Here is a 19703-nt window from a genome sequence, read left to right as displayed (position 1 = left end):
GTTTATCCTTAATCCATGGCCATCTCCCTCGCCGCCCTGACGGGTGTGAACTCCCTGAAGCTGTCCAAAGCGGGGGTTGCCGAAACCACCTGGCACCAGGACATCAACTGGGTGGCAGTCACGGAGCTGGAAGATCCGCACCGGTTCATCAACGGCGGCGAACTGGTCCTGACCACCGGACTGCGGCTGCGGTCAGCACCTGAGCAACGGCGCTTCGTCCGGCAGGTGCAGCGGGCCGGCGCGGTCGGCATCGGGTTCGGCGTGGGGCTTTCCCATGACACCGTTCCGCCGGCCCTGCTCGCTGAGGCGAACCGGTGGGGCCTTCCCGTGGTGGAGGTTCCCTACGAGACGCCATTCATTGCAATCGGCAAACTGGTGGCTGATGCCCAGTCCGCGGACCACTACGCCAAACTCGAAAGGCTGATCGCCGGGCACCAGGTGCTGGCACGCGCACTGCTCACCGGCGGCGGGCTGGCCGAGCTGCTCAAGCACCTGGGCGGCATGCTGCGCACCGATGTTGCCCTCAGCCAGTTCACTGCCCAGCTCTACAACAGCAGCAGCGATGCGCCGTCCGCGGACACGTGGTCCTCCTACCCTGTCCCCACCGGCCGCCGCGACGCCTGTACGCTGTGGGTCCGGCAGCCCTTCGAGGACTCCGGCATTATCGGCTACGCCCAGAACCTGATCAGCGTGGAGCTGAACAACATGGTCAAACAGCGCCAGGCCCAGCGTGCATTGTGCGGACAGGTTCTCGAGGACGTCATCCATGGCGCCCTGGAAACCAGTGAGGCCCAGCGGCGCCTGGCGGGGGTGGGGGTGAACAGCACCCGGAAGAACGTGGTTTTGCTGGCGGTCTCCGCCGCGCATAACAAGGCACTGGGCAGCACGTCCGTGCCGCGCGAGCTCGAAAACGCTGTGGCCGCCGTTGTGGGTGGCAAGGATCTGGTGCTGGTCATCAATGACGACGGCGGCCGCTCGCCCGCGCTGGCCCGGAAACTGAGCGACCACCTGGCAGAGGCCGGCATCCACGCCACGATCGGTATCGGCGGGGCGTACACCAAGCCGAACGGGCTGCGGTGGAGCTACTTTGAGGCCCGGGACGCCGCAAGCCATGGGCTGCCTGTCAATGAGCCCGAACGCCTGAGCCTGACGTCCCTGCTGCTGGCCAGCGAGGACGTGCCGCTGGCAGACATGGCCAACGAGTCGTTGAACCCGCTGCGTACTTTCGACGCGGCGCACGGCTCGGAGCTGATGGCCACACTGGAGAGCTACCTGAACAACAACGGCTCCGTGGCCGCTGTGGCGGAAGAACTTACGCTGCACCGGAACACTGTCCGGTACCGGCTGGCGCAGATTACCGAGCTGACCGGGTACGACCCTGCGGTCACCGCCGACCGCGTGCAGCTCTGGCTTGCACTGGCCGTGGCCAGGTTGTCGTCGCGCCAGGGCAAGCAGCCGCCTTCGGCCGCCAGGCCGGGCAGAGACTAGATGACCCCGCGGCGCAGCAGGTCGCGGAATTTCTTCCTGGCTTTCCGGTACTTCGTCTCAGCGCCCTTGATCAGCTCGTCCTGCCGTCTGCCCAGCGCAGCGTACGCCTCCGCCGCGGCTGGCTCGTCCTGGCCCGAACGCACACCGGTCAGCAGGTCCCGGGCTATAACGGCGTCATGGAAGTCACCCAGGATTTTCTGTTGCCGGTGCGCCGCCCTGGCCACCTTCCCTGCACGTTTGCCGTGCACCAGGGCGGCGGCTTCGGCCACATGCCGGAGCCGCTTGGCATCCTTCCGAACCTGGTGGAGGGCGTTCTCGTGGTCTGTTCCGTCCCGCGCGTGCGCCGCTGTCTTCTGCGAGCGCCGCAGCCGCCTGGCCGCCTTGTCCACGGCCTGCGCAGCAACCCTCCGGCCCGACGCCGCCGCTTCGGGCCGGACTGGCGGGTTGTCCCGGAAGTCCTCCAGGCCGTCCAGCAGCCGGAAGTAGCGGTCAGAGCGCAGCGCCTCCTGGAGAAGCCGCGAGCCGCCGTCGAACGCGGCGCCGGCTTTGCCCTCGACCCGCACCCTGGCGGCCTCGGTGCCTTCTCCCGGCGGGAGCTCGTCAAGGTGACCGCGGAGGCGGTCCAACAGGACCTCGGCGTCCCGGGGGCCGCCGAGCATCTGGCCCAGCCATTTCAGTTCATCCCGCAGCCTCCTGACCGGCCCGGCGGCATAGAGCTTCCGGTAGCCAGCAAGGACAGAACGGATGCGCCTGGCCGCCGAACGCATATTGTGCACGGCCTCGGGTTCCTCCAGCCGGACCCCCGGGTCCTGGGCCATCATCTCCCCCACCTGGGCGCCCAGGTAGGCAGTGACGACGGCGGCGGCCGGGGCTTTCTTGCCTGCCAGGAGGTCCGGGGTGCTTTCGCCCTGGGCTGTGCCGGAGTACGGAGTCGCGCTGCCGGCTGCATCCCCCAGGGCCCGTGCCAGCTTGGAGGCGTGTCCGGCAGGACGGGCGCCGGCCTGGATGAGCAACTCCTCCGCCGGGGCGAAGAGGGCAGGTTCGCCTTGGACGAGTTCCAGCTCCCATTCCCGCCACTGCTGCTTTGCCCCGCCCTTGCCTCCGCTTCCAGCCTGAAGACGCTCAGCGGTGACCCGGTCATCGGCCAGGTCCGCCAGGTGCACGCCGTCCTCCCCGTAGAGGGAGTGGGTGGTGCGCTTGGTCTGCAGCCGTACTACCGGCGCCACTGCCGTTCCACGCAGGTACACCTGGACGTGGGCCAGCAGGCTGTCCGGCACGACGTCGGGCTGGCCAAGCGGCGCGTGCAACTCCTGCCGCTGCTGGGGTTCGGGCCCGGAGGCAGTTTCCAGGGGCGGCAGCTTCAGGTGCCAGCCGGCGTCGGTTCCACCCGTGCGCCGGCGAAGGGTGATCCGCCGGGACGCGAGGGCGTGGGTGTCCGTGTCGAAGTAGACGGCTTCGAGGGTTGCAGTATGGGCTGCACCCATCCGGGCCACGCCGGGGAGTCCTGCCAGCGGAGGCACCACGGCGTCGTCATCGACGTCGTACTTCTTCTCGATCTCAAGTCCCTGCGAAGCCTTCACAGCCGTCCTTCCGCGTCTGAGCATGCCGGCTCCGGACGCGCCGCCGGCGTCCGGGCATTCGCTGGCAGTCTATTCCCCGCTGCCGGAAAGCCGGGAGAGTTTCACCACAAAACCCAAGACATCAAACGTCTAACCTTTACGCTGGAGGGATGCCCGCCTCCTCTCCTTCTACCGTCCGCGCCCCCGCCGCCTCCAGCCCCGCTGCGCCGCCTGCCGCTTCCCCGGCCGCTGCCCGCGTGGGGACACCGGCCCGGCCCCGCTCCGCCGTCGTCTTCGCTGTCATAGCCCTGGTGCTGATCGGACTGAACCTGCGGGCAGGTATCACCGGCACCTCGGCACTGCTGCACGACCTGCAGGCGGTCCTCGGCTATGGGACGCTGGTGGCCGCGGTCATCCCGTCCATCCCCACCCTGTGTTTTGCGTTGGCAGGGGCGGCCACCTCCTGGCTGACGGGGCGGCTGGGCGTCGAGAAGGCGATCCTGGTGGCCCTCGTGCTGCTCGCCGGCGGGCTCCTCCTGCGCGGCATCCCCGCCACGGGCATGCTGGTGGCGGGCAGCATTGTGGGCATGTCCGGCCTGGCGGTCTGCAACGTGGCCATGCCGTCCTTCATCCGGGAACACTTCGCGCACCGAACCTCGCTGATGACTGCCGTGTACACGGTGACCATGACCACGGGGGCTACAGTCACGGCCGTCGCCGTGGTGCCGCTGGCCCAGGCACTCGGTTCACCGTCCGCCGCCGTCGGGGCCATCGGCATTACCGCCGTCGCCGCGCTTGTGGGATTCCTCCCCGTGGCACTGCACGCCCACCGCAACCGCCCCCGCTCGACCGCCGGTCACGTTTCGCCCTGGCCGCTGCTGCGCACCCGCAAGGGGATGCTCCTCACCGCGATCTTCACGCTCCAGGCCCTGCTTGCCTATGCGCTGCTGAGCTGGTTCCCCTACATGCTGACCACCATGGGGCTCAGCGCCTCCGAAAGCGGATTGATGTTCGGGCTGATGCAGCTCGTGTCCGTTCCGGCCGGCATGATGCTGATCGCCATCGGTTCCCGGGCACGAATGCTGCGGCCGGCCTTTTACCTGGTCAGCCTCACCATGGTGGTTGGGCTGGTACTGCTGCTGGTCCTGCCGGTGGCGCTGGCCGCCATTCCTGCCGCCCTGCTGGGGTTCGGCCTGGGCATCTTCCCGCTGGTAATGGTGATGATCAGCCGGAGCGGGGCAAGCACGGCCGAGACGACGGCGCTGTCCACGCTGGCCCAGTCCACCGGATACCTGCTCGCAACCGCCGGGCCGTTCGGGATGGGACTGATCCATGACGCGTCCGGCGGGTGGACCCTGCCCCTGCTGCTGCTCCTCGCCCTGGCGGTGGTCCAGACGGTGGTTGCGCACCTGATCACGGGCAGGGCCATGGCCGGCACGGCAGGAAGGAAGTGATGCCCATGGCCCTGAGTCCTGCCTCCCGCCCGCCGCTGGCCGACGAGGTCACCGCAAAGCTGCGGGCCATGGTCCAGTCCGGCGAGTGGTCCCTGAACCAGCGCATTCCTTCCGAAACCGAACTGATGGCAGGCCTGGGTGTTTCGCGCGGCACCCTCCGCGAGGCCACTAAGGCCCTTGCCCACAGCGGCATCCTGGAAGTCCGCCGCGGCGACGGCACCTACGTCCGCGCCACAAGCGAAATTTCCGGGGCGGCCCGACGAATGTACCAGGACCACACTGAGGAGCACATCTTGGAAGTCCGGCTGGCCCTGGACACGCAGGCGGCGCGGCTGGCAGCGCGCAATGCAACGGCCGACGACGTCACAGCCCTGCGTGGGCTGCTCGCCTCCCGGGACCAGGCCTGGAGCGGCGAAGACTACGGGGCGTGGGCGCGCGCCGACTGGGAATTCCACGAACGGGTGGCCCAGGCATCCGGCAATCCCCTGCTGCATGAGCTCTATGCCAGTTTTGGGGCTGCGTTCCACCAGGACCTCCTCAGGCAGCAGCGCCGGCCGGGTTTCGATGGACGCCCGCACGAGGGACACGACCTCCTGGTGGACGCCATTGAACGCCGGGACGCGGAGGCTGCAGTTGCTACGGTCAACCGGAACCTGAATTCCTGCGCGGAGTGGCTCGCGGCCTAATCGGTCAGTAGGCTTACTACCTGAGGTAGTCATGCCTGCCCTCCACCCGACGCGGCAGGCACGCCGACGATGAGGAGTTCCCGTGGCGCGATCATCACGCGTGACCGAGCACGATGTAAGCCAAGAACAGCCGCCGCCAGGAGCGGCGGAATCACCGGCTGCCGCCGTAGCCGCCGGACAGGCGGAACGCCATGGGCAGGGACAGGCGCGGGGTTCCGGTCCGGCCCGGAGGCCCCGGGAACCCAAGTCCCCCGGCGAGCTTTGGGGTGACGGCCTGGGCAGGGTTGGCATCCGCTCCGCCCAGATACTGCTGATCCTCGCCGTGGCCGTGGTTGCGGTTCACGCGCTCATGCAGATCAAGCTCCTGGTCATCCCGATCCTGATAGCGCTGATCCTGGCCGCGGCCATCGGTCCGTTCGTCAACATGCTCCGGCGCCGGGGGCTCCGCGGAGGACTTGCTACCGGCATAGCCTTCATAGGCCTCCTGCTGGTGCTGGGCGGGGTATCCACCGTCATCTACTTCTCCGTCCGCAACCAGTGGGGCGAGCTGGCAGCCCAGGCTTCTTCCGGCCTGGACGAGCTGCAGCGGTTCCTGCTGACCGGGCCCATCCCCATCGACCAGGAGCAGCTAAACCAGGCGAGGCAGGGAATCGCCGAATTTGCCACCAGCAGCCAGGTCCGCTCCGGCGCCATCACCGGACTTTCAGTGGTCACCGAGTTCATTGCCGGGGCCAGCCTTATGATCGTCATCCTGTTCTTCTTCCTGAAGGATGGCGCAAAGATCTGGAAATTCTTCCTCCGCCCCTTCAGCGGCCCGCGTGAAGCCAAGCTGCGCCGGGTGGGAAGCCGCACCCTGGAGGTCCTCGGCGGCTACGTCCGCGGCACCGCCATCGTGGCCCTGGTGGACACCGTGGCCATCGGCACCGCGCTGCTGATCCTGCAAGTGCCCCTGGCCATCCCGCTGGCCATCATCGTATTCATCGGAGCCTTCATCCCGCTGGTCGGCGCAACCGTTGCGGGGATCCTGGCGGCCCTCGTGGCGCTGGTGGCCAACGGGCCGGTTGTTGCCCTGATCGTGGTGGCGGTGGTCATTGCGGTCAACCAGCTCGAAGGCGACCTCCTGCAGCCGATCGTGATGGGCAAGTCGCTGCAGCTGCACGCCCTGGTGATCCTGATGGCACTGACTGCCGGCACCATCCTGGCCGGCATCATAGGCGCTGTGCTGTCCGTGCCGCTGGCCGCCGTCGCCTGGGCCATCATCCAGGTGTGGACCGCGGAGGACCCGAACCTGGAAGACATGAACCCTGACCTGCCCCCGCCGGGAACCAACCCAATCTAGCCACACGGAGTTTTTGTCCAGCTATGCAGACTTCCGGGACTTGGAGTTCTGCATAAGAGGACAAAAACCTTACCGGGAGGGGACGTACGGCGACGGTCCGGCACCTGGGTGCCGGACCGTCGTCGTGTGTTCTGCCCCTACCGCCGCGAGGGGCGGTACGCGTGCCTAGGAGCGAAGTCCGGCAAACACATTCTTGGGCCGCTGCATCTCGCCGTGCTTGGCACCGAGGACAATCACCAGTCCGGCGAACGCGGGGATGACCCACTGCAGCGCCTTCAGCTGCTGCTGTGCCGCCTTCAACTCCTCCGAGGCGCCCGGCTGCGGCTCGGTGGCACCTTCGGCACCCTCGGCCGCCAGCTTTTCGACCTTTTTGCCCAGGATGCCTGAGTAAAGGGTCACCGCTGCGCCGGCCACGGTGACAGCAGTCTTGATCACCGTGTCCCGGGCAACGCCCTCCTGCTTGGCGATGCGTTCCTTGTTCTCCAAAGCGATGGCAAGGTCCGCCACCAGGTGTGAGGCGAACGCTGCCGTCTGGAACGGCGCCCATTTCATCCAGCCGGCACTTGACAGCCGGGTCCGCTCGGAAGGGTCCTTGGCCGCTGCCGCGGCTCCGTTCAGGCCGATGGCACCCATGAGGGATCCGCCGAACCACGCTGCTGCCGTCAGATCGTGAACTGACCGGGCAAAGAGATTTCCTGCCATGATGTGCATTCCTAACGTTGAACTGGTTCCGAGATGCCGCTTCTGCGGACTTCGCTTGCCGTGTCCCATCAAGGTCATGGTCCGCCTATGGTAAGCACACTTACTAATGTTACGAAAGCCCGTCTTTTCAGGAGTGGACCGCGTAATATCGTCGCCATGGGAAATGCAGGGACTCTGTTCGGCTGGGCCTTCGGGGACCCGGCACGGGAACACGAAAGTGCGTACGTCAAAAACCTCCAGGCCGAGGCGCTGGCCAATGCGCGGGAAACCGCGAAGGCCAAGGGGGTGTCCGTGGTGGCTGACTCCCAGGTGTTTACCGTACTCAGCGCAGACGATTCGCTCGTGGAACTCGACAATGCCCCCGGGAAGCTCGTGGTCCGCTGCACCGTGCACGTCGAAGGACCCGGCGCCGAGAAGCTGCGCGCCGAAGGGCCGATGAACGGCTGACCGATGTCCGACGGGGAATCCACCCTCAGCCAGGCCGCCGACGCGGTCGAGGAGGCATCCAACCACAAGGTCCTCGACGTCCTGGCGCGCGCGGGATTCGCCGTCATGGCACTGCTCCACGTGATCATCGGTGCCATCGCCATCGCCGTTGCTTTCGGCCAGCCCGGGGAAGCGGAACCCACCGGGGCGATTGAACAGCTGGCGGCCAATGCGTGGGGCCCGCTGGTGATGTGGGCCTGCGTCCTTGCATGTTTCGGCCTAGGTCTCTGGCAGGCAAGCGAGGCCACCCTGCGAATGCGCCGCGCCCCCCGCAAGGAACGGGTGGCCAAGCTGATTTCCTCGGGCTTCCTGGCCATCGCCTACAGCAGCGTTGGGGTGAGCTTCGCCGGCTTTGCGGTAGGGCTGCGGGGCGATTCCAGCGAAAGCACCCGGGACTTCAGTGCCTCACTGATGGCCACGCCCTGGGGGCTGTGGACCCTTGTGGCGCTGGGACTGACCACCGTGGGCATCGGCATCTACTTCGTGTGGAAGGGCGTCCGGCGGGGCTTCAAGGAGGAACTTTTCTATTTCGACGGCAGACGGCGGGGCAGGATCATTGACGGCCTGGGCATAACCGGCCACATCTCCAAGGGCGTGGCCCTGGTCCTCACCGGACTCCTGTTCGTCATAGCCGCCGCCAAGCACAACCCGGATGAATCCACCGGCCTCGACGGTAGCCTCAAAGCCCTCCGTGACCATCCCTGGGGGCCGTACCTGTTGGTCGCCATCGGGGCCGGGTTCATCGCCTACGGCATCTTCGCCCTGATCCGGTCGCGGTTCGGACGCATGTAGTTCCGCTTTTTGTGGGTAGGGGTTAAGCATGACGCAGCACGTGCTGAGTGAACAGACAACGGACGACGGCGCCGGCCTGGCCCCGGGTTCTGCCTTGGGCATGCGCGGGGATCCGGCTCCCGCCGTCACGGAGGCCGCCGGCCGCGCCTTCGCGGGACTTTTCCGGCTCGTGAAGCTGGCACGGCCCGACCGGCCCATCCATCCGGACGGCCTGGGACTCTCCGGGGAGCTGGTTAGGACCGGCAGCGGGCACGAGCCAAGCGGAGTGGATTGGCTGGACGCCCCGGGGCTGGACACCGTCCAGGCGAGGTTCTCCAGGTCGGCCGGGCTGCCGCAGTCCTTGCCGGACGTCCTGGGCCTGGCACTGCGCCTCACCCCGAATCCCGGTTCTTCGTCCAGCGGCCATGCAGCCACCGGCAGCCCTGCCGACATCCTGTTCTCCTCCACGGGCTGGCGGGTTCCCGGCCGGTTCCTGCTCCAGCCGAAACTTGACGTCGCCAGCGCCACCCTGACAACCCTCATGCCGTACCGGGGGCCGAAAGGCCCGGTCCTTCTGGGGGTGCGGACCATGGAGTTGCGCGAAGGGTCATTGGCAACCGGCGAGTGGGTGCTCGGACTGTACTGGGCCAGGCCTGCCGGGCGTGGCGCCAGTGCGGCGAGCTCCGCCTCCATGCCAGCCCCCGCCCGGGCGACACGTCCCTCCGCTTCGACCCGCTCGCGAACCAGCCCCCGGGGCTGCAGGCCTACGGGTGGAGCCGGCGCCTGCGGGAGCGCTCCTACCTGGCGGCGCAGCGCAAGGCCCCAGCCGCCGTCGTACCCTCCACCCCAGCGGACCACTCCGCGGCCGGCCTTGCCGGCACAGCGGCAACAGAAAGGAAGACCATGGCAACTGTGTCCCAGGTGTTCAACTGCCCCGCCGCAGACGTCTGGCGGGTGATTGCCGACGGCTGGCTCTACTCCGGCTGGGTGGTGGGTGCCTCCCGGATCCGGGCAGTGGACGACCTCTGGCCGCACGCCGGTTCACGGCTGCACCATTCCGTGGGCGCTTGGCCCTTCCTGATCAATGACAGCACCAGCGTGACATCGGTGGAGCCCGAACGCTCGCTTGAGATTGTGGCGAGAGGCTGGCCGCTGGGGGAAGCAAGAGTGGCCATCACGCTGGAGGACCAGGGCGATACCTGCAAGGTCACCATGGCCGAGGACGCCATCCGAGGGCCCGGGAAACTGATGCCCAAGTTCCTGCGGGACCCCATGATCACCGTGCGGAACCGTGAGACGCTCAAGCGGCTGGAACTCATGGCCGCAGGCGGTGCCGGTAAATAGCCCCGGTTGACGAAGAAGGCCGGCAGCCCGGGAACTTCCCTCCCGCCCTGCCGGCCTTCTTTTTGAAGCTGTTTTCTAGACCTGCGCGGCAACACCATCACGCGAGATGTTGACCATGTCCTCGCGCGGCACCACCTTGATGCGCTCACGCTTGACCTCAACGCCGTGCGAACCGCCGGCCTCGGTGGCCGCGGCGCCGAGGGCCAGTTCGTGGGCGTCCAGGGCCAGCCAGCCTTCCCAGCTGGTGAACTTCACGCCGCGGGAGTCCAGCAGTTCGACGACGGCGTCCTCCCCGGGGACGCTGGCCACCGGCAGGTTCTCCCGGTCTTCCAGCAGATAAGTGACGGTTTCGAGGGCGTCACCCTTGGTGTGGCCGATCAGGCCGACCGGACCACGCTTGATCCAGCCCGTGGCGTAGATGCCCGGCACATGGGTGCCGGAGGCGTCCAGGACGCGGCCGCCATCGTTCGGGATGACACCCTTCTTGTGGTCGAACTCGATCTCCGGCAGGGCCGAACCAAAGTAGCCGATGGCGCGGTACACGGCCTGGACCGGGTAATCCACATACTCGCCGGTGCCCCGGGCATTACCCGTGCCGTCCAGCTCGGTGCGCTCGAACTTGATGCCGGCCACCTTGCCCGGCGTCTCGGCGTCGTCATAGATCGCCACCGGGCTGTGCAGGAAGTGCAGGTGCAGGCGGCGGGAAGCCTTCAGCTCGGAAAGATCCTCGGGCTGCTCGGCGATCCAGTTGGTGAGGGTGCCCACCATGGTCTTGGTCTGGTTGTTGGTCTGGATCTGGCGGTCCGATTCCTCGTCGAACTCGAAGTCCTCCGGGTACAGGATGATGTCTACGTCCTTGGAGTGGGACAGTTCGCGCAGCTCCAGCGGGGTGAACTTGACCTGGGCGGGGCCGCGGCGGCCGAAGACGTGCACGTCAGTGACGGGCGAGGCCTTCAGTCCGGCGTAGACGTTGTCCGGGATTTCGGTGGTGACCAGGTCGTCCGCGTGCTTGGACAGGACGCGGGCCACGTCCAGGGCCACGTTGCCATTGCCGATCACGGCGATTTCCTTGGCGTCCAGCGGCCATTCGCGGGGGACGTCCGGGTGGCCGTCGTACCAGGAGACGAAGTCTGCGCCGCCGAAGGAACCCTCAAGCTCGATGCCGGGGATGTTCAGGTCTGCGTCCTTGATGGCGCCGGTGGCGAAGATGACGGCGTCGTAGTGCGTGCGCAGGTCCTCGATGGTGAGGTCCGTGCCGTAGTCCACGTTGCCGAAGAAGCGGATGTCGCCGCGGTCCAGGACCTTGTGCAGGGCGTTGACGATGCCCTTGATGCGGGGGTGGTCCGGGGCCACGCCGTAGCGGATCAGGCCGTAGGGTGCCGGGTAGCGGTCGAACAGGTCGATGCTCACGGTCAGCTCGCCGCTCTTGACGGCTTCGCTCTTGGTGAGGATGTCGGCGGCGTAGACGCCGGCCGGGCCGGAGCCCACAACGGCAACGCGCAGCGGACGTTCGGCAGAACCTACGGGAGTGCTTGATGACACGGCTGTGTTCCTTTTTCTTCGGTCCAGTGGCTAGGTGGTGAGGACTCGGGGCTTGGTGGTGCGGGGCTTGTTCGGTGTGGTGGTGCTGTAGTCAGCGGTTTTGAAGTGCAACGGCGCGAAGGGGCTCACGCGCACCACGTCACCGATGACAATCACTGCGGGATTTGCGACGCCGGCGGCTTCCGCCTGGTCGGCAATGGAACCAAGCGTGCCAATCGTCACGCGCTGGTCCGGCAAATAGCCGTTCTCTACGATACCAACCGGGGTGTCACCGGGCAGCCCGGCTTCGCCCAGCGCGGACGCGGACTCACGAAGCTGGCCGACGCCCATCAGCAGGACGATGGTGTGGTCCGCGCGGGCCGGAACTTCGGACAGTTCTTCGTGGCCGGTGACCACGCTGAAGCCCTTGGCCAGGCCCCGGTGGGTGACGGGTATGCCGGCGGCGGCGGGGACGGAAATCGCGGACGTGACACCGGAGACCACCTCAACCTCGACGCCGTGCTGGCGGCAGTATTCCGCTTCCTCGCCGCCGCGGCCCAGGACGTAGGGGTCGCCCCCTTTTAGCCTGACCACGCGGTGGCCGTGCAGGGCTTCCTCGACCAGGATCCGATTGATCTCTGCCTGCGGCACAGGATGGTGGCCGGGCGTCTTGCCGACCTCGATGACGCGGACGTCCGGCGCCAGTTCGTTCAGGAGTTCGCGCGGGCCGAGACGGTCGGCAACTACGACGTCGGCCTGGCCCAGGAGCCGGCGGCCGCGGACGGTAATGAGCCCGGTGTCGCCGGGTCCGCCGCCCACCAGGGCAACGGAGCCGGTCCGGGCGGCGCGTCGGCGGCGCAACGGAAGGTCGCCCGTTTCCAGGGCGGTAGCAACGGCGTCGCGCACTGCCATGGCGCGGCTCGGGTCTCCCCCGGCGTTCACTGCGATCTTGACGTCATCCACTTCCGCAACAGCCGGGGTCCAGGCAGCGGAGGCTTCATGGTCGGAGGCGTTGACGCACCAGACGCGCTGCGCCTCGGCGTCGGTGGAAACCTGGGCATCCACTGCAGGATCACCGGTGGCGGTCTGGACGAACCAGACGCCCTCGACGTCCTGTGAAAGGTACGGGCGCTGCTGCCAGGTGAGGAGGCCGGCGTCGGACATGTCCTTCAGCCCGGGCGAGGCAACCGGAGCCACGACGGTGACCACTGCACCGGCGTCGAGCAGTCCCTTGGCGCGGCGGGCAGCCACGGGGCCGCCGCCCACCACCAGCACGGGACGGCCGAGCAGCCGCAGCGCTGTGGGGTAGATATCCTGAATCGCCATGAATCAACGGTAGGCCGCGTCACAATCGCCCACAAAGGCCGAGCAACACCAGTTCACGCGAGGTAACGCTGCGTCACATAGCCAACCGCCCGCCGTCGTGCTCCATCCGGGGCACTTTGGCGGGGAATGCGGCGGGGTTGGCGTGGCACCCGGCGCGTCCGTGTCAAAGTCCCCCGGTTCGGCTGCCCGCACCGGCAAGGTACCGGCCGCGCTCCCGGATCAGCCGCTGCAGGTACCGGCGCAGGACCACCTGCTCCAGGACCCGTCCCAGGAGCCCGAACGGCGCCGTGAATTCAACCTGGTCGGTCATGATGCTGCCGCCGGCCGTGGCTTCGAACCCGTGGATGTGACGGAAGGACTTGAACGGGCCCCGGACTTGCTCGTCCAAAAAGCTCCTGGGGTAGTCAAAGTGGGTGATGCGGCTGGTCATGGTGAGCGGGAGCCCGAAGTGCCGGGCCCGCCACGTGACCTCCTGGCCGTGCCCGATCAACCCTGACGTCACACCGGCCACTGCCCGCTCCCCCGTTCCCTTCTGGGAATCCACGTGCACGTCAACGCTGCGGGCCAAGTCGAAGAGCTGCTCCGGCGGAAGGTCGGATTCGGTGCGGCACACGAAGCTCACGGTCATGGCGCCAGTCTTTCAGATGGTTTCAGGGCGGGCAGGCACCTCTACCCGTACAGCCCAGTGCTGAGATAGCGGAAGCCGGAGTCAACCATGATGGTGACGACAGTTGCGTCCGGACCCAGCTGTTCGGCTACGCGCAACGCGGCAACAACATTTCCTCCTGAGGAGGTACCGGCGAAAATTCCTTCCTCCCGGGCGAGGCGGCGGCCCATCGCCATTGCATCCTCGGAAGAGACCAGTTCTATGGCATCCACCTCCTCCGGTTCCCATAGCGGCGGCGTGAAGCCGATCCCGATTCCTTCTATTCGGTGGGAGCCAGTAGGGCCGCCGGAGAGTACGGACGACTCAGCCGGCTCGACGGCGACGACCCTCAGCGCAGGCAGGTGCCGGCGCAGGGCGCGGGCCGCACCGTGGATGGAGTGGGCAGTTCCGACAGACTGGACGAAGGCGTCCATCCGGCCATTCGACTGCTGCCAGATTTCCTCACCCAGGGCCAGGTAGCCGGTGATGGCGTCACGGTTGTTGAGCTGGTCGCAGGCCCAGTGGCCCGGCTGGGCGCTTAACTCACCGGCGCGGGCGATCATCGCCTTGATCAAGGTTTCAGTGATGCGCCCACGGTCACTGGGCACGTCCTCGACCGTTGCCCCCAGGGCCTCCATGGTGCGGCGCTTTTCGTCGCTGAAAGCGTCCGAGAAAACGACATGCAGCCGGTAGCCCTTGGCCGCGCAGGCCAACGCGAGCGAGATGCCTGTTGTTCCGGCGGTGTACTCGACCACGGTGTCGCCCGGGCTGATATCACCGCGTGCTTCTGCGGCTTTGACCGCAGCCACGGCCATCCTGTCCTTCATGCTTCCGGTAGGGTTGGCGAATTCCAGCTTCGCCAGCACCCGCGCTGACCCCTGCGGCACCACTTTCCGCAGCTCGACCAGTGGTGTGGAACCAATCCCCGCCAGGACGCCCTCGCTTGCCTCCGCCGCACGTTCCATGTTCCCGCCTCGAACTTACCGTCCGCCCGGTCTCAGGAGAGTTGCCGGATGAAACTTACGGTATACCCCTGCTGGATCGGGGCACCAGTGGCGCTCGAGTCGGGGATGCGACCGGATTGCGTAACTCTTGGGACAGCCGCGGGGGCCGGCCCCTGCAACTACAGGGCGGAGGCAGCGCGGGGCGGCCATAAGTTACGCATGTGGTCATCAAGCACAACGAAGCCCGACGGCGGGAGGTCGCCGTCGGGCTTTGGCCGTCACGATGAAGGCGCTACCGGGTGCTGCCCGCCAACAGGCCACGGCGGCGCAGGAGGCGCTTCTCGATAGGCCCGAACACCAGCAGTTCGATCAAAATGCCGACGGCGAGGATCAGCAGGATTGCCGACATCACCACGGTCATGTCGGACAGGATGCGGCCCTGGTCCAGCAGCGAGCCCAGGCCGAAGCCGATGGTGCCGCCCACCGCGATAATCTCCGCGGCCATGAGCGAACGCCATGAGAATGCCCAGCCCTGCTTCAGCCCGCCCAGGTAGCCAGGCAGCGCGGCCGGGAGGATGACCTGCAGCGCCATTTGCAGCCGCGAGGCGCCCAGGACGGTCCCCACCCGGCGGTACTGCGGCGGAATCTGGTCCACCCCCGAGATAAGCCCGTTGATGATGGAGGGGATGGCGCCCATGAAGACCACGAAGTACACGGTGGCGTCGGTGAGGCCGAACCAGATAATGGCCGCGGGCACCCAGGCGACGGAAGGCAGCACCTGCAGGCCGGAAATCAAAGGGCCGAAGGCGCGGCGCAGCGGGGCAACCTGGGCCAGCAGCAGGCCAACCGGCGTAGCGATTGCCACCGAAATCAGGAACCCCGCCAGCCCGCGCTGCAGGGACGTCCACACGGCTTCCTGGAGTTTGCCCTCATTCCACAGGACGCCCATCTGGGTGACCACGTCGAGCGGCCCGGGCACCAGGTCCCGGCGCTTCACCCCGAGCGAGACATAGAACTGCCAGACGAGCACCAGGACCACCAGCGCGGCAACCGGCAGGAGGATCCGGCTCCACTCGATCCGGTGCTTGCGCTCGGCATCCGACTGGAGCGAGTCCAGCCCGGACTCAAGTTCCCGGAGGTCCTCCCTGCCGGTTGAAGTCCTCGTCAAAGCGGCATGGATGTGCTGGCTTTCGGCAGGCTCGGACGGCGCTTCTGCAAGGGGCGTGGGATTACTTGGCATGGCGGCGAATCTCCTCCCGCAGCCGGGCGGTGATGACCCCGGTCAGCTGGCCGGCGAGCCCGGCGTCGGTTCGGTGTTCCTCGGTGACGGCCCATTCCTGGACCACGCGGCCGGGACGGGAGGACAGCAGCAGCACGCGCTGGCCCAGCCGGACGGCTTCGCGGACGTTGTGGGTGACGAAGACGATGGTGCGTCCGGTTTCCTTCCAGATCCGCTCCAGCTCGTCATGCAGCAGGTCGCGGGTGATTGCGTCCAGAGCCGCGAACGGCTCATCCATGAGCAGCAGCTGCCGGTCCTGGGCCAACGACCGGGCGAGCGAAACGCGCTGGCGCATGCCGCCGGACAGCTCGTGCGGGCGCTTGTCCCCCGCGTTTCCCAGGTGCACCAGTTCCAGCAGCTCCTGTGCCTTGGTCCGGCGCTCGGACTTACCAACGCCGCGGAACTTCAGGGCCAGTTCGATGTTCTCCCGGGCAGTGAGCCAGGGAAACAGGGCGGCGTCCTGGAACATAAAGGCTGCACCATCGCTGGGAACTTCCAGGGCGCCCGACGTCGGCGCTTCCAGTCCCGCAATGATGTTCAGCAGCGTGGACTTGCCGCAGCCGGATGCACCGAGGAGGGCAACGAACTCGCCCTTCGCGATGTTGGCGTTGACGTCGTCCAGTACCGGGGCGCCGTCGCCGAAGCGCTTGCCCAGGTGTTCCAGTACGACTGGCATGGTGCCGTCCTTAGGTAGTGGTTGGTCAGTCCTGGCCGAGGCCGGCCGCGGAAATCCTGTCGGTGCTGCCGGCGCCCGCGGTGACCTCATTCAGCGAGCGGAGGTCAAAGAGCCCGTTAAGATCGGCCTGCCTGGTGGTGCCGGCTTCGACGCCGTCCTGCAGCAGCCGCGGGTAGCCTCCGGCCAGCGGGTCAAGGGTGAAGGTGATATTGGCCAGCGAGCGGGCCAGGACGTCATCAGCCAGGGCCGCACCGGCGGACTCCTGCAGGGCGGCGTTGATGACGGCGGCCTTCTCTCCGGCCGGCGCCTGGTTCAGCCAGGCCACCGACTTGGCGTGGCCGGCCAGCAGTGCCTTGACGGTTTCCGGGTGGTCCGCAGCGAACTTCTGGTTCACGATCAGGACGGTGGTGGGGAACTCGCCGGGTTTGCCGGTTACGGCCCCATCCCACAGGTCCTTTTCGTCCACCAGCACCTTCGCTCCGGCCTGGAGCACCAGGCGGGAGGCCCACGGCTCAGGCAACCACGCGCCGTCGAGCTTTCCGTCCTGGAACAGCTTCAGCGACTGGGCGTTCTCGGTGGGATTGATGGCGACATCGCCGCTGCCGTCCACGTTGGTCTTGTATCCCTGGTCCGCGAGCCACGCCCGCAAGGCTACGTCCTGGGTGCCGCCCAACTGCGGCGAGGCAAGGGTTTTTCCCTTGAGGTTGGCGGCGGAATTGATCTCCGGCTTCACCACCAGCTGGGCTCCGCCGGCTGCGGCACCGGCAATGATCCTGACGGATTCGCCCTGGCTTTTCACGAAAGAGTTGATGGCCGGGTTGGGGCCGATGTAGGCGGCGTCGATGGCGCCTGCGTTCAGCGCCTCGATGGCCGCGGGTCCGGCGTTGAATGTCTCTGTGCTCAGGGCGGTGTTGCCCAACGCTTCGGCAAGGAAGCCTTCTTTGATGCCCACCAGGGCGGGTGCGTGCGTGACGTTGCCGAAATAGCCCAGCTTGAGCTCGGCAGCGGGGGCGGGTTCAGCCGCCTGAGCCTCGGTTTTACGCGAAACGGTGGATGCCACCACGGCGCCCACGGCAATCAGCAGGACCAGCCCGATAGCCAGGGCAGCCTCGATGGCACGCTTGCGCTTGGGGACCGCGCTTTCGCCTGCCACGATGCGGGTCATCCCGGGCTTGGAACTAGTCATTGTTTCACCATAGGGAGTGGCCCAAACCCGTTCAATGAAGCGGAAACGGGGGGTCACGCTGGTTCATCTAGCGTCACATTTGGACGCAGGACTGCCTCGGTATGGCGGTTCAGTTGCCCTTCACATTGACCAGCTGCCGCAGCTTGTGCCTCACGCTCACCAGGTCCGCGGCATCCTGCATCACCTGGTCGATCGGCTTGTAGGCGGCGGGGATTTCGTCGATAAAAGCCTCCGAAGCACGGAATTCGATCCCCCGCATCGCCCGCTTCAGCTCCTCCAGCGTGAACGCCTTCCGGGCCGCGTTGCGCGAGTACTCCCGGCCCGCACCGTGGGGCGATGAGTGCAGGGACGCCGCGTTGCCACGGCCTTCCACCACGTACGACGCCGTCCCCATGGATCCGGGGATAAGTCCCGGATCGCCGGGCTCGGCTTTGATGGCCCCCTTCCGGGACACCCACACGGATTTGCCGTAGTGCGTCTCCTGCTGGGTGAAGTTGTGGTGGCAGTTGATCCGTTCCAGCTCCTGCACGGGCCCGCCGACCCAGTGGGCGAATTGGGCTCTCACCCGGTCCATCATTTCTTCGCGGTTGAGCAGGGCGAAGTGCTGTGCCCAGCGCAGCTCGGCGATGTAGCGGTCGAATTGAGGCGTGCCCTCGTCGAGGTAAGCGAGGTCCGGGTCGGGGAGGTAGACCTGGTTCTTACGGGTGACATGCTGGGCAACGCCGATGTGGTGTTGGGCAATCTTGTTGCCGATGCCCCGCGAGCCGGAGTGCAGGAAGAGCCATACGCCGTCCGCCTCGTCCGCGCAGATTTCGATGAAATGGTTGCCTGAGCCCAACGAACCCAGCTGCAGCTCCCACTGGCGCAGGTACTGCGCCGGGTTGAACCCGGACTTCGCAGCCATTTGCTTCAGCTCCGCGATGCGTGGCTCGGCGGTGGGCAGGATCCTTTTGTTGTTGCGCCCCGCCGAGAGAGGAATGACACGCTCGATGTCCTCCCGGATCCGTTTCCGGTCCTTCGGAAGGTCCTTGACGGAGTACTGGGTGCGGACCGCGATCATGCCGCAACCGATGTCCACGCCCACGGCCGCCGGGATGATCGCCCGCAGCGTAGGGATGACGGAACCCACGGTGGCGCCCTTGCCCAGGTGCGCATCCGGCATCAGGGCCAGGTGCGGGTAGATGAAGGGCAGGCTTGCCGTCTTGACAGCCTGCTCGCGGGTCTGACTGTCAAGGATGGACGCCCAGTTCAACAGCTTCGGGCTGATCGTTTCCATGCAGGTGCCTCTCCCACGGGGCCGGGAACTAACGTGGTTCCCAGGCTAACCGGCAGACCGCCAAGGACCTGCAGAAACCCAAAGCGGTCCTGGAAACATGAAGTGGGCGCCGCCGGCGGGTAGCTACATAGCCCTCCGGTGCAGGCGGCGGGGCGCATCCCCGGTCTCAGCCTCCAGCTGCGGCCGCCGCAGGAGGCGCAGGTTGAACCAGCAGAACAGCGCCAGCCCCAGATACAGGCATAGTTCCATCACTTCGCCGTATTCCGAAATCACGAATGTGGGTTCCGGCCAGATCAGCAGGCGGAACAGGCGGTAGGCCGCGGCCAGCAGGAACGCCGGTACTAGGCAGAGCGGCGGAACGAGCAGCTTCCTGGCCGCAAGCCCCCTCCACCTGTCACCCAGCGCCGCTGACACCAGCGGGACACAGGCACCGTACAGGCTGGCCAGAAGCATGGCGACAGGGACCAGTTCCTGCACTCCACGGATGTTGTGGACGGTAGTTTCCCCCTGGCGGTTGACCTCTTCCAGGTCTTCGGGGGTGTCCCAGCCAAAGATGCGCTGGCCCCACGAGATCTCCTCGCCGGTGAGGAACCATACACCGAGTGTGACGAGCCCATAGAGGACTGCAATGCGCGCCAGTCCCGACCGGAAGAGGCGGAAGGTGATGATGGGCAGGAGGATGCAGGCGCCCAGCAGGCAGAGGAACTGGAGCCACTCGATGAGGGAGTCCTCGTCAACGAGCCAGAGGTAGAACTCCTTGAAGGGAACAGTGGCCGCTACGACGACGGCGAGGACAAGAGGGAGCAGCGCGAGCAGCAGTGCCTGCCGCGGCGGGATCCTCCAGTCCTCGGAATCCCGTCTGAAGAGTTCAGCCGCGCGGCTGTACCACCGATGTCCTGTCGATCTCTCCACGGTACTCCTTACCGGTCCGCCCCAACGCCGTCGCGTCCAGGTCCCTGAGGAAGCTCGTGCCCCCGCTGACCATTAACTCCTTGTGCCGCAGCAGCCCGCACGAGTAGC

18 protein-coding genes are annotated in these 19703 nt (G+C 66.9%); 7 read left to right on the top strand and 11 right to left on the bottom strand.

Annotated elements, in window-relative coordinates; genetic code table 11:
• The first annotated feature begins 15 nt into the window (after window positions 1–15).
• Window positions 16–1488, top strand: a complete 1473-nt coding sequence (locus FDW81_RS05105) for a PucR family transcriptional regulator (RefSeq protein ID WP_138133084.1) — start codon at window positions 16–18, stop codon at window positions 1486–1488.
• On the opposite strand, the gene FDW81_RS05100 is transcribed toward FDW81_RS05105, so the two are convergent.
• Window positions 1485–3068 (bottom strand): CYTH and CHAD domain-containing protein, encoded by a 1584-nt coding sequence (locus tag FDW81_RS05100; protein WP_138133083.1) that lies wholly within the window; start codon window positions 3066–3068, stop codon window positions 1485–1487. The two genes, FDW81_RS05105 and FDW81_RS05100, sit on opposite strands and share 4 nt — an antisense overlap.
• Window positions 3069–3217: 149 nt before the next feature.
• Between FDW81_RS05100 and FDW81_RS05095 the strand changes: the two genes are divergently transcribed.
• The 3 genes from FDW81_RS05095 to FDW81_RS05085 all read left to right on the top strand — a co-directional run bounded on the left by FDW81_RS05095 (window position 3218) and on the right by FDW81_RS05085 (window position 6526).
• Window positions 3218–4501, top strand: coding sequence for a CynX/NimT family MFS transporter (locus FDW81_RS05095; RefSeq protein ID WP_138133082.1), 1284 nt, complete (start codon window positions 3218–3220; stop codon window positions 4499–4501).
• Window positions 4502–4506: 5 nt separating this feature from the next.
• Entirely contained in the window at window positions 4507–5187 is a 681-nt protein-coding gene (locus tag FDW81_RS05090; RefSeq protein ID WP_138133081.1) for a FadR/GntR family transcriptional regulator, read from the top strand.
• A gap of 82 nt (window positions 5188–5269) precedes the next feature.
• Window positions 5270–6526 carry an AI-2E family transporter gene (locus tag FDW81_RS05085; RefSeq protein ID WP_138133080.1) on the top strand — a complete coding sequence of 419 codons (1257 nt, stop codon included), beginning with the start codon at window positions 5270–5272 and terminating at the stop codon, window positions 6524–6526.
• Window positions 6527–6691: 165 nt separating this feature from the next.
• Here FDW81_RS05085 and FDW81_RS05080 read toward each other — a convergent pair whose 3' ends face one another.
• On the bottom strand, window positions 6692–7228 hold the full coding sequence (locus FDW81_RS05080; protein ID WP_138133079.1) for a hypothetical protein: 537 nt from the start codon (window positions 7226–7228) through the stop codon (window positions 6692–6694).
• A gap of 156 nt (window positions 7229–7384) precedes the next feature.
• Between FDW81_RS05080 and FDW81_RS05075 the strand changes: the two genes are divergently transcribed.
• The 3 genes from FDW81_RS05075 to FDW81_RS18370 all read left to right on the top strand — a co-directional run bounded on the left by FDW81_RS05075 (window position 7385) and on the right by FDW81_RS18370 (window position 9829).
• Window positions 7385–7675: a hypothetical protein gene (locus tag FDW81_RS05075; RefSeq protein ID WP_138133078.1), complete on the top strand. Its 291-nt coding sequence runs from the start codon at window positions 7385–7387 to the stop codon at window positions 7673–7675.
• Window positions 7676–7678: 3 nt separating this feature from the next.
• The gene (locus FDW81_RS05070) at window positions 7679–8506 is read left to right on the top strand and encodes a DUF1206 domain-containing protein (RefSeq protein ID WP_138133077.1); all 828 of its coding nucleotides are present in this window, start codon (window positions 7679–7681) and stop codon (window positions 8504–8506) included.
• Between the two features lie 603 nt (window positions 8507–9109).
• A complete protein-coding gene (locus FDW81_RS18370) occupies window positions 9110–9829 on the top strand; it encodes an SRPBCC family protein (RefSeq protein WP_240719970.1) in 720 nt (239 codons plus the stop codon).
• A 75-nt stretch (window positions 9830–9904) separates the two neighbouring features.
• On the opposite strand, the gene FDW81_RS05055 is transcribed toward FDW81_RS18370, so the two are convergent.
• The 9 genes from FDW81_RS05055 to FDW81_RS05015 all read right to left on the bottom strand — a co-directional run bounded on the left by FDW81_RS05055 (window position 9905) and on the right by FDW81_RS05015 (window position 19595).
• The gene (locus tag FDW81_RS05055) at window positions 9905–11371 is read right to left on the bottom strand and encodes an FAD-dependent oxidoreductase (RefSeq protein ID WP_138133074.1); all 1467 of its coding nucleotides are present in this window, start codon (window positions 11369–11371) and stop codon (window positions 9905–9907) included.
• 30 nt (window positions 11372–11401) lie between these two features.
• The gene (gene cobA, locus FDW81_RS05050; protein WP_138133073.1) at window positions 11402–12676 is read right to left on the bottom strand and encodes a uroporphyrinogen-III C-methyltransferase; all 1275 of its coding nucleotides are present in this window, start codon (window positions 12674–12676) and stop codon (window positions 11402–11404) included.
• A 163-nt stretch (window positions 12677–12839) separates the two neighbouring features.
• Window positions 12840–13304, bottom strand: coding sequence for an SRPBCC family protein (locus tag FDW81_RS05045; RefSeq protein ID WP_138133072.1), 465 nt, complete (start codon window positions 13302–13304; stop codon window positions 12840–12842).
• A gap of 41 nt (window positions 13305–13345) precedes the next feature.
• Window positions 13346–14287 carry a PLP-dependent cysteine synthase family protein gene (locus FDW81_RS05040; RefSeq protein WP_138133071.1) on the bottom strand — a complete coding sequence of 314 codons (942 nt, stop codon included), beginning with the start codon at window positions 14285–14287 and terminating at the stop codon, window positions 13346–13348.
• Window positions 14288–14558: 271 nt separating this feature from the next.
• Window positions 14559–15506 (bottom strand): ABC transporter permease, encoded by a 948-nt coding sequence (locus FDW81_RS05035; RefSeq protein WP_138133070.1) that lies wholly within the window; start codon window positions 15504–15506, stop codon window positions 14559–14561.
• Entirely contained in the window at window positions 15496–16221 is a 726-nt protein-coding gene (locus tag FDW81_RS05030) for an ABC transporter ATP-binding protein (RefSeq protein WP_138133069.1), read from the bottom strand. Before FDW81_RS05030 ends, FDW81_RS05035 begins: the two co-directional genes overlap by 11 nt.
• 25 nt (window positions 16222–16246) lie before the next feature.
• Window positions 16247–17386 (bottom strand): ABC transporter substrate-binding protein, encoded by a 1140-nt coding sequence (locus FDW81_RS05025; RefSeq protein ID WP_138133199.1) that lies wholly within the window; start codon window positions 17384–17386, stop codon window positions 16247–16249.
• Between the two features lie 130 nt (window positions 17387–17516).
• Window positions 17517–18683, bottom strand: coding sequence for an RtcB family protein (locus FDW81_RS05020; RefSeq protein WP_138133068.1), 1167 nt, complete (start codon window positions 18681–18683; stop codon window positions 17517–17519).
• Between the two features lie 123 nt (window positions 18684–18806).
• A complete protein-coding gene (locus FDW81_RS05015) occupies window positions 18807–19595 on the bottom strand; it encodes a hypothetical protein (protein ID WP_138133067.1) in 789 nt (262 codons plus the stop codon).
• Between the last annotated feature and the right edge of the window lie 108 nt (window positions 19596–19703).

The sequence above is a fragment of the Pseudarthrobacter sp. NamB4 genome (assembly GCF_005796185.1).
Lineage (GTDB): Bacteria > Actinomycetota > Actinomycetes > Actinomycetales > Micrococcaceae > Arthrobacter.
This window is presented reverse-complemented; position numbering and strand designations above follow the sequence as displayed.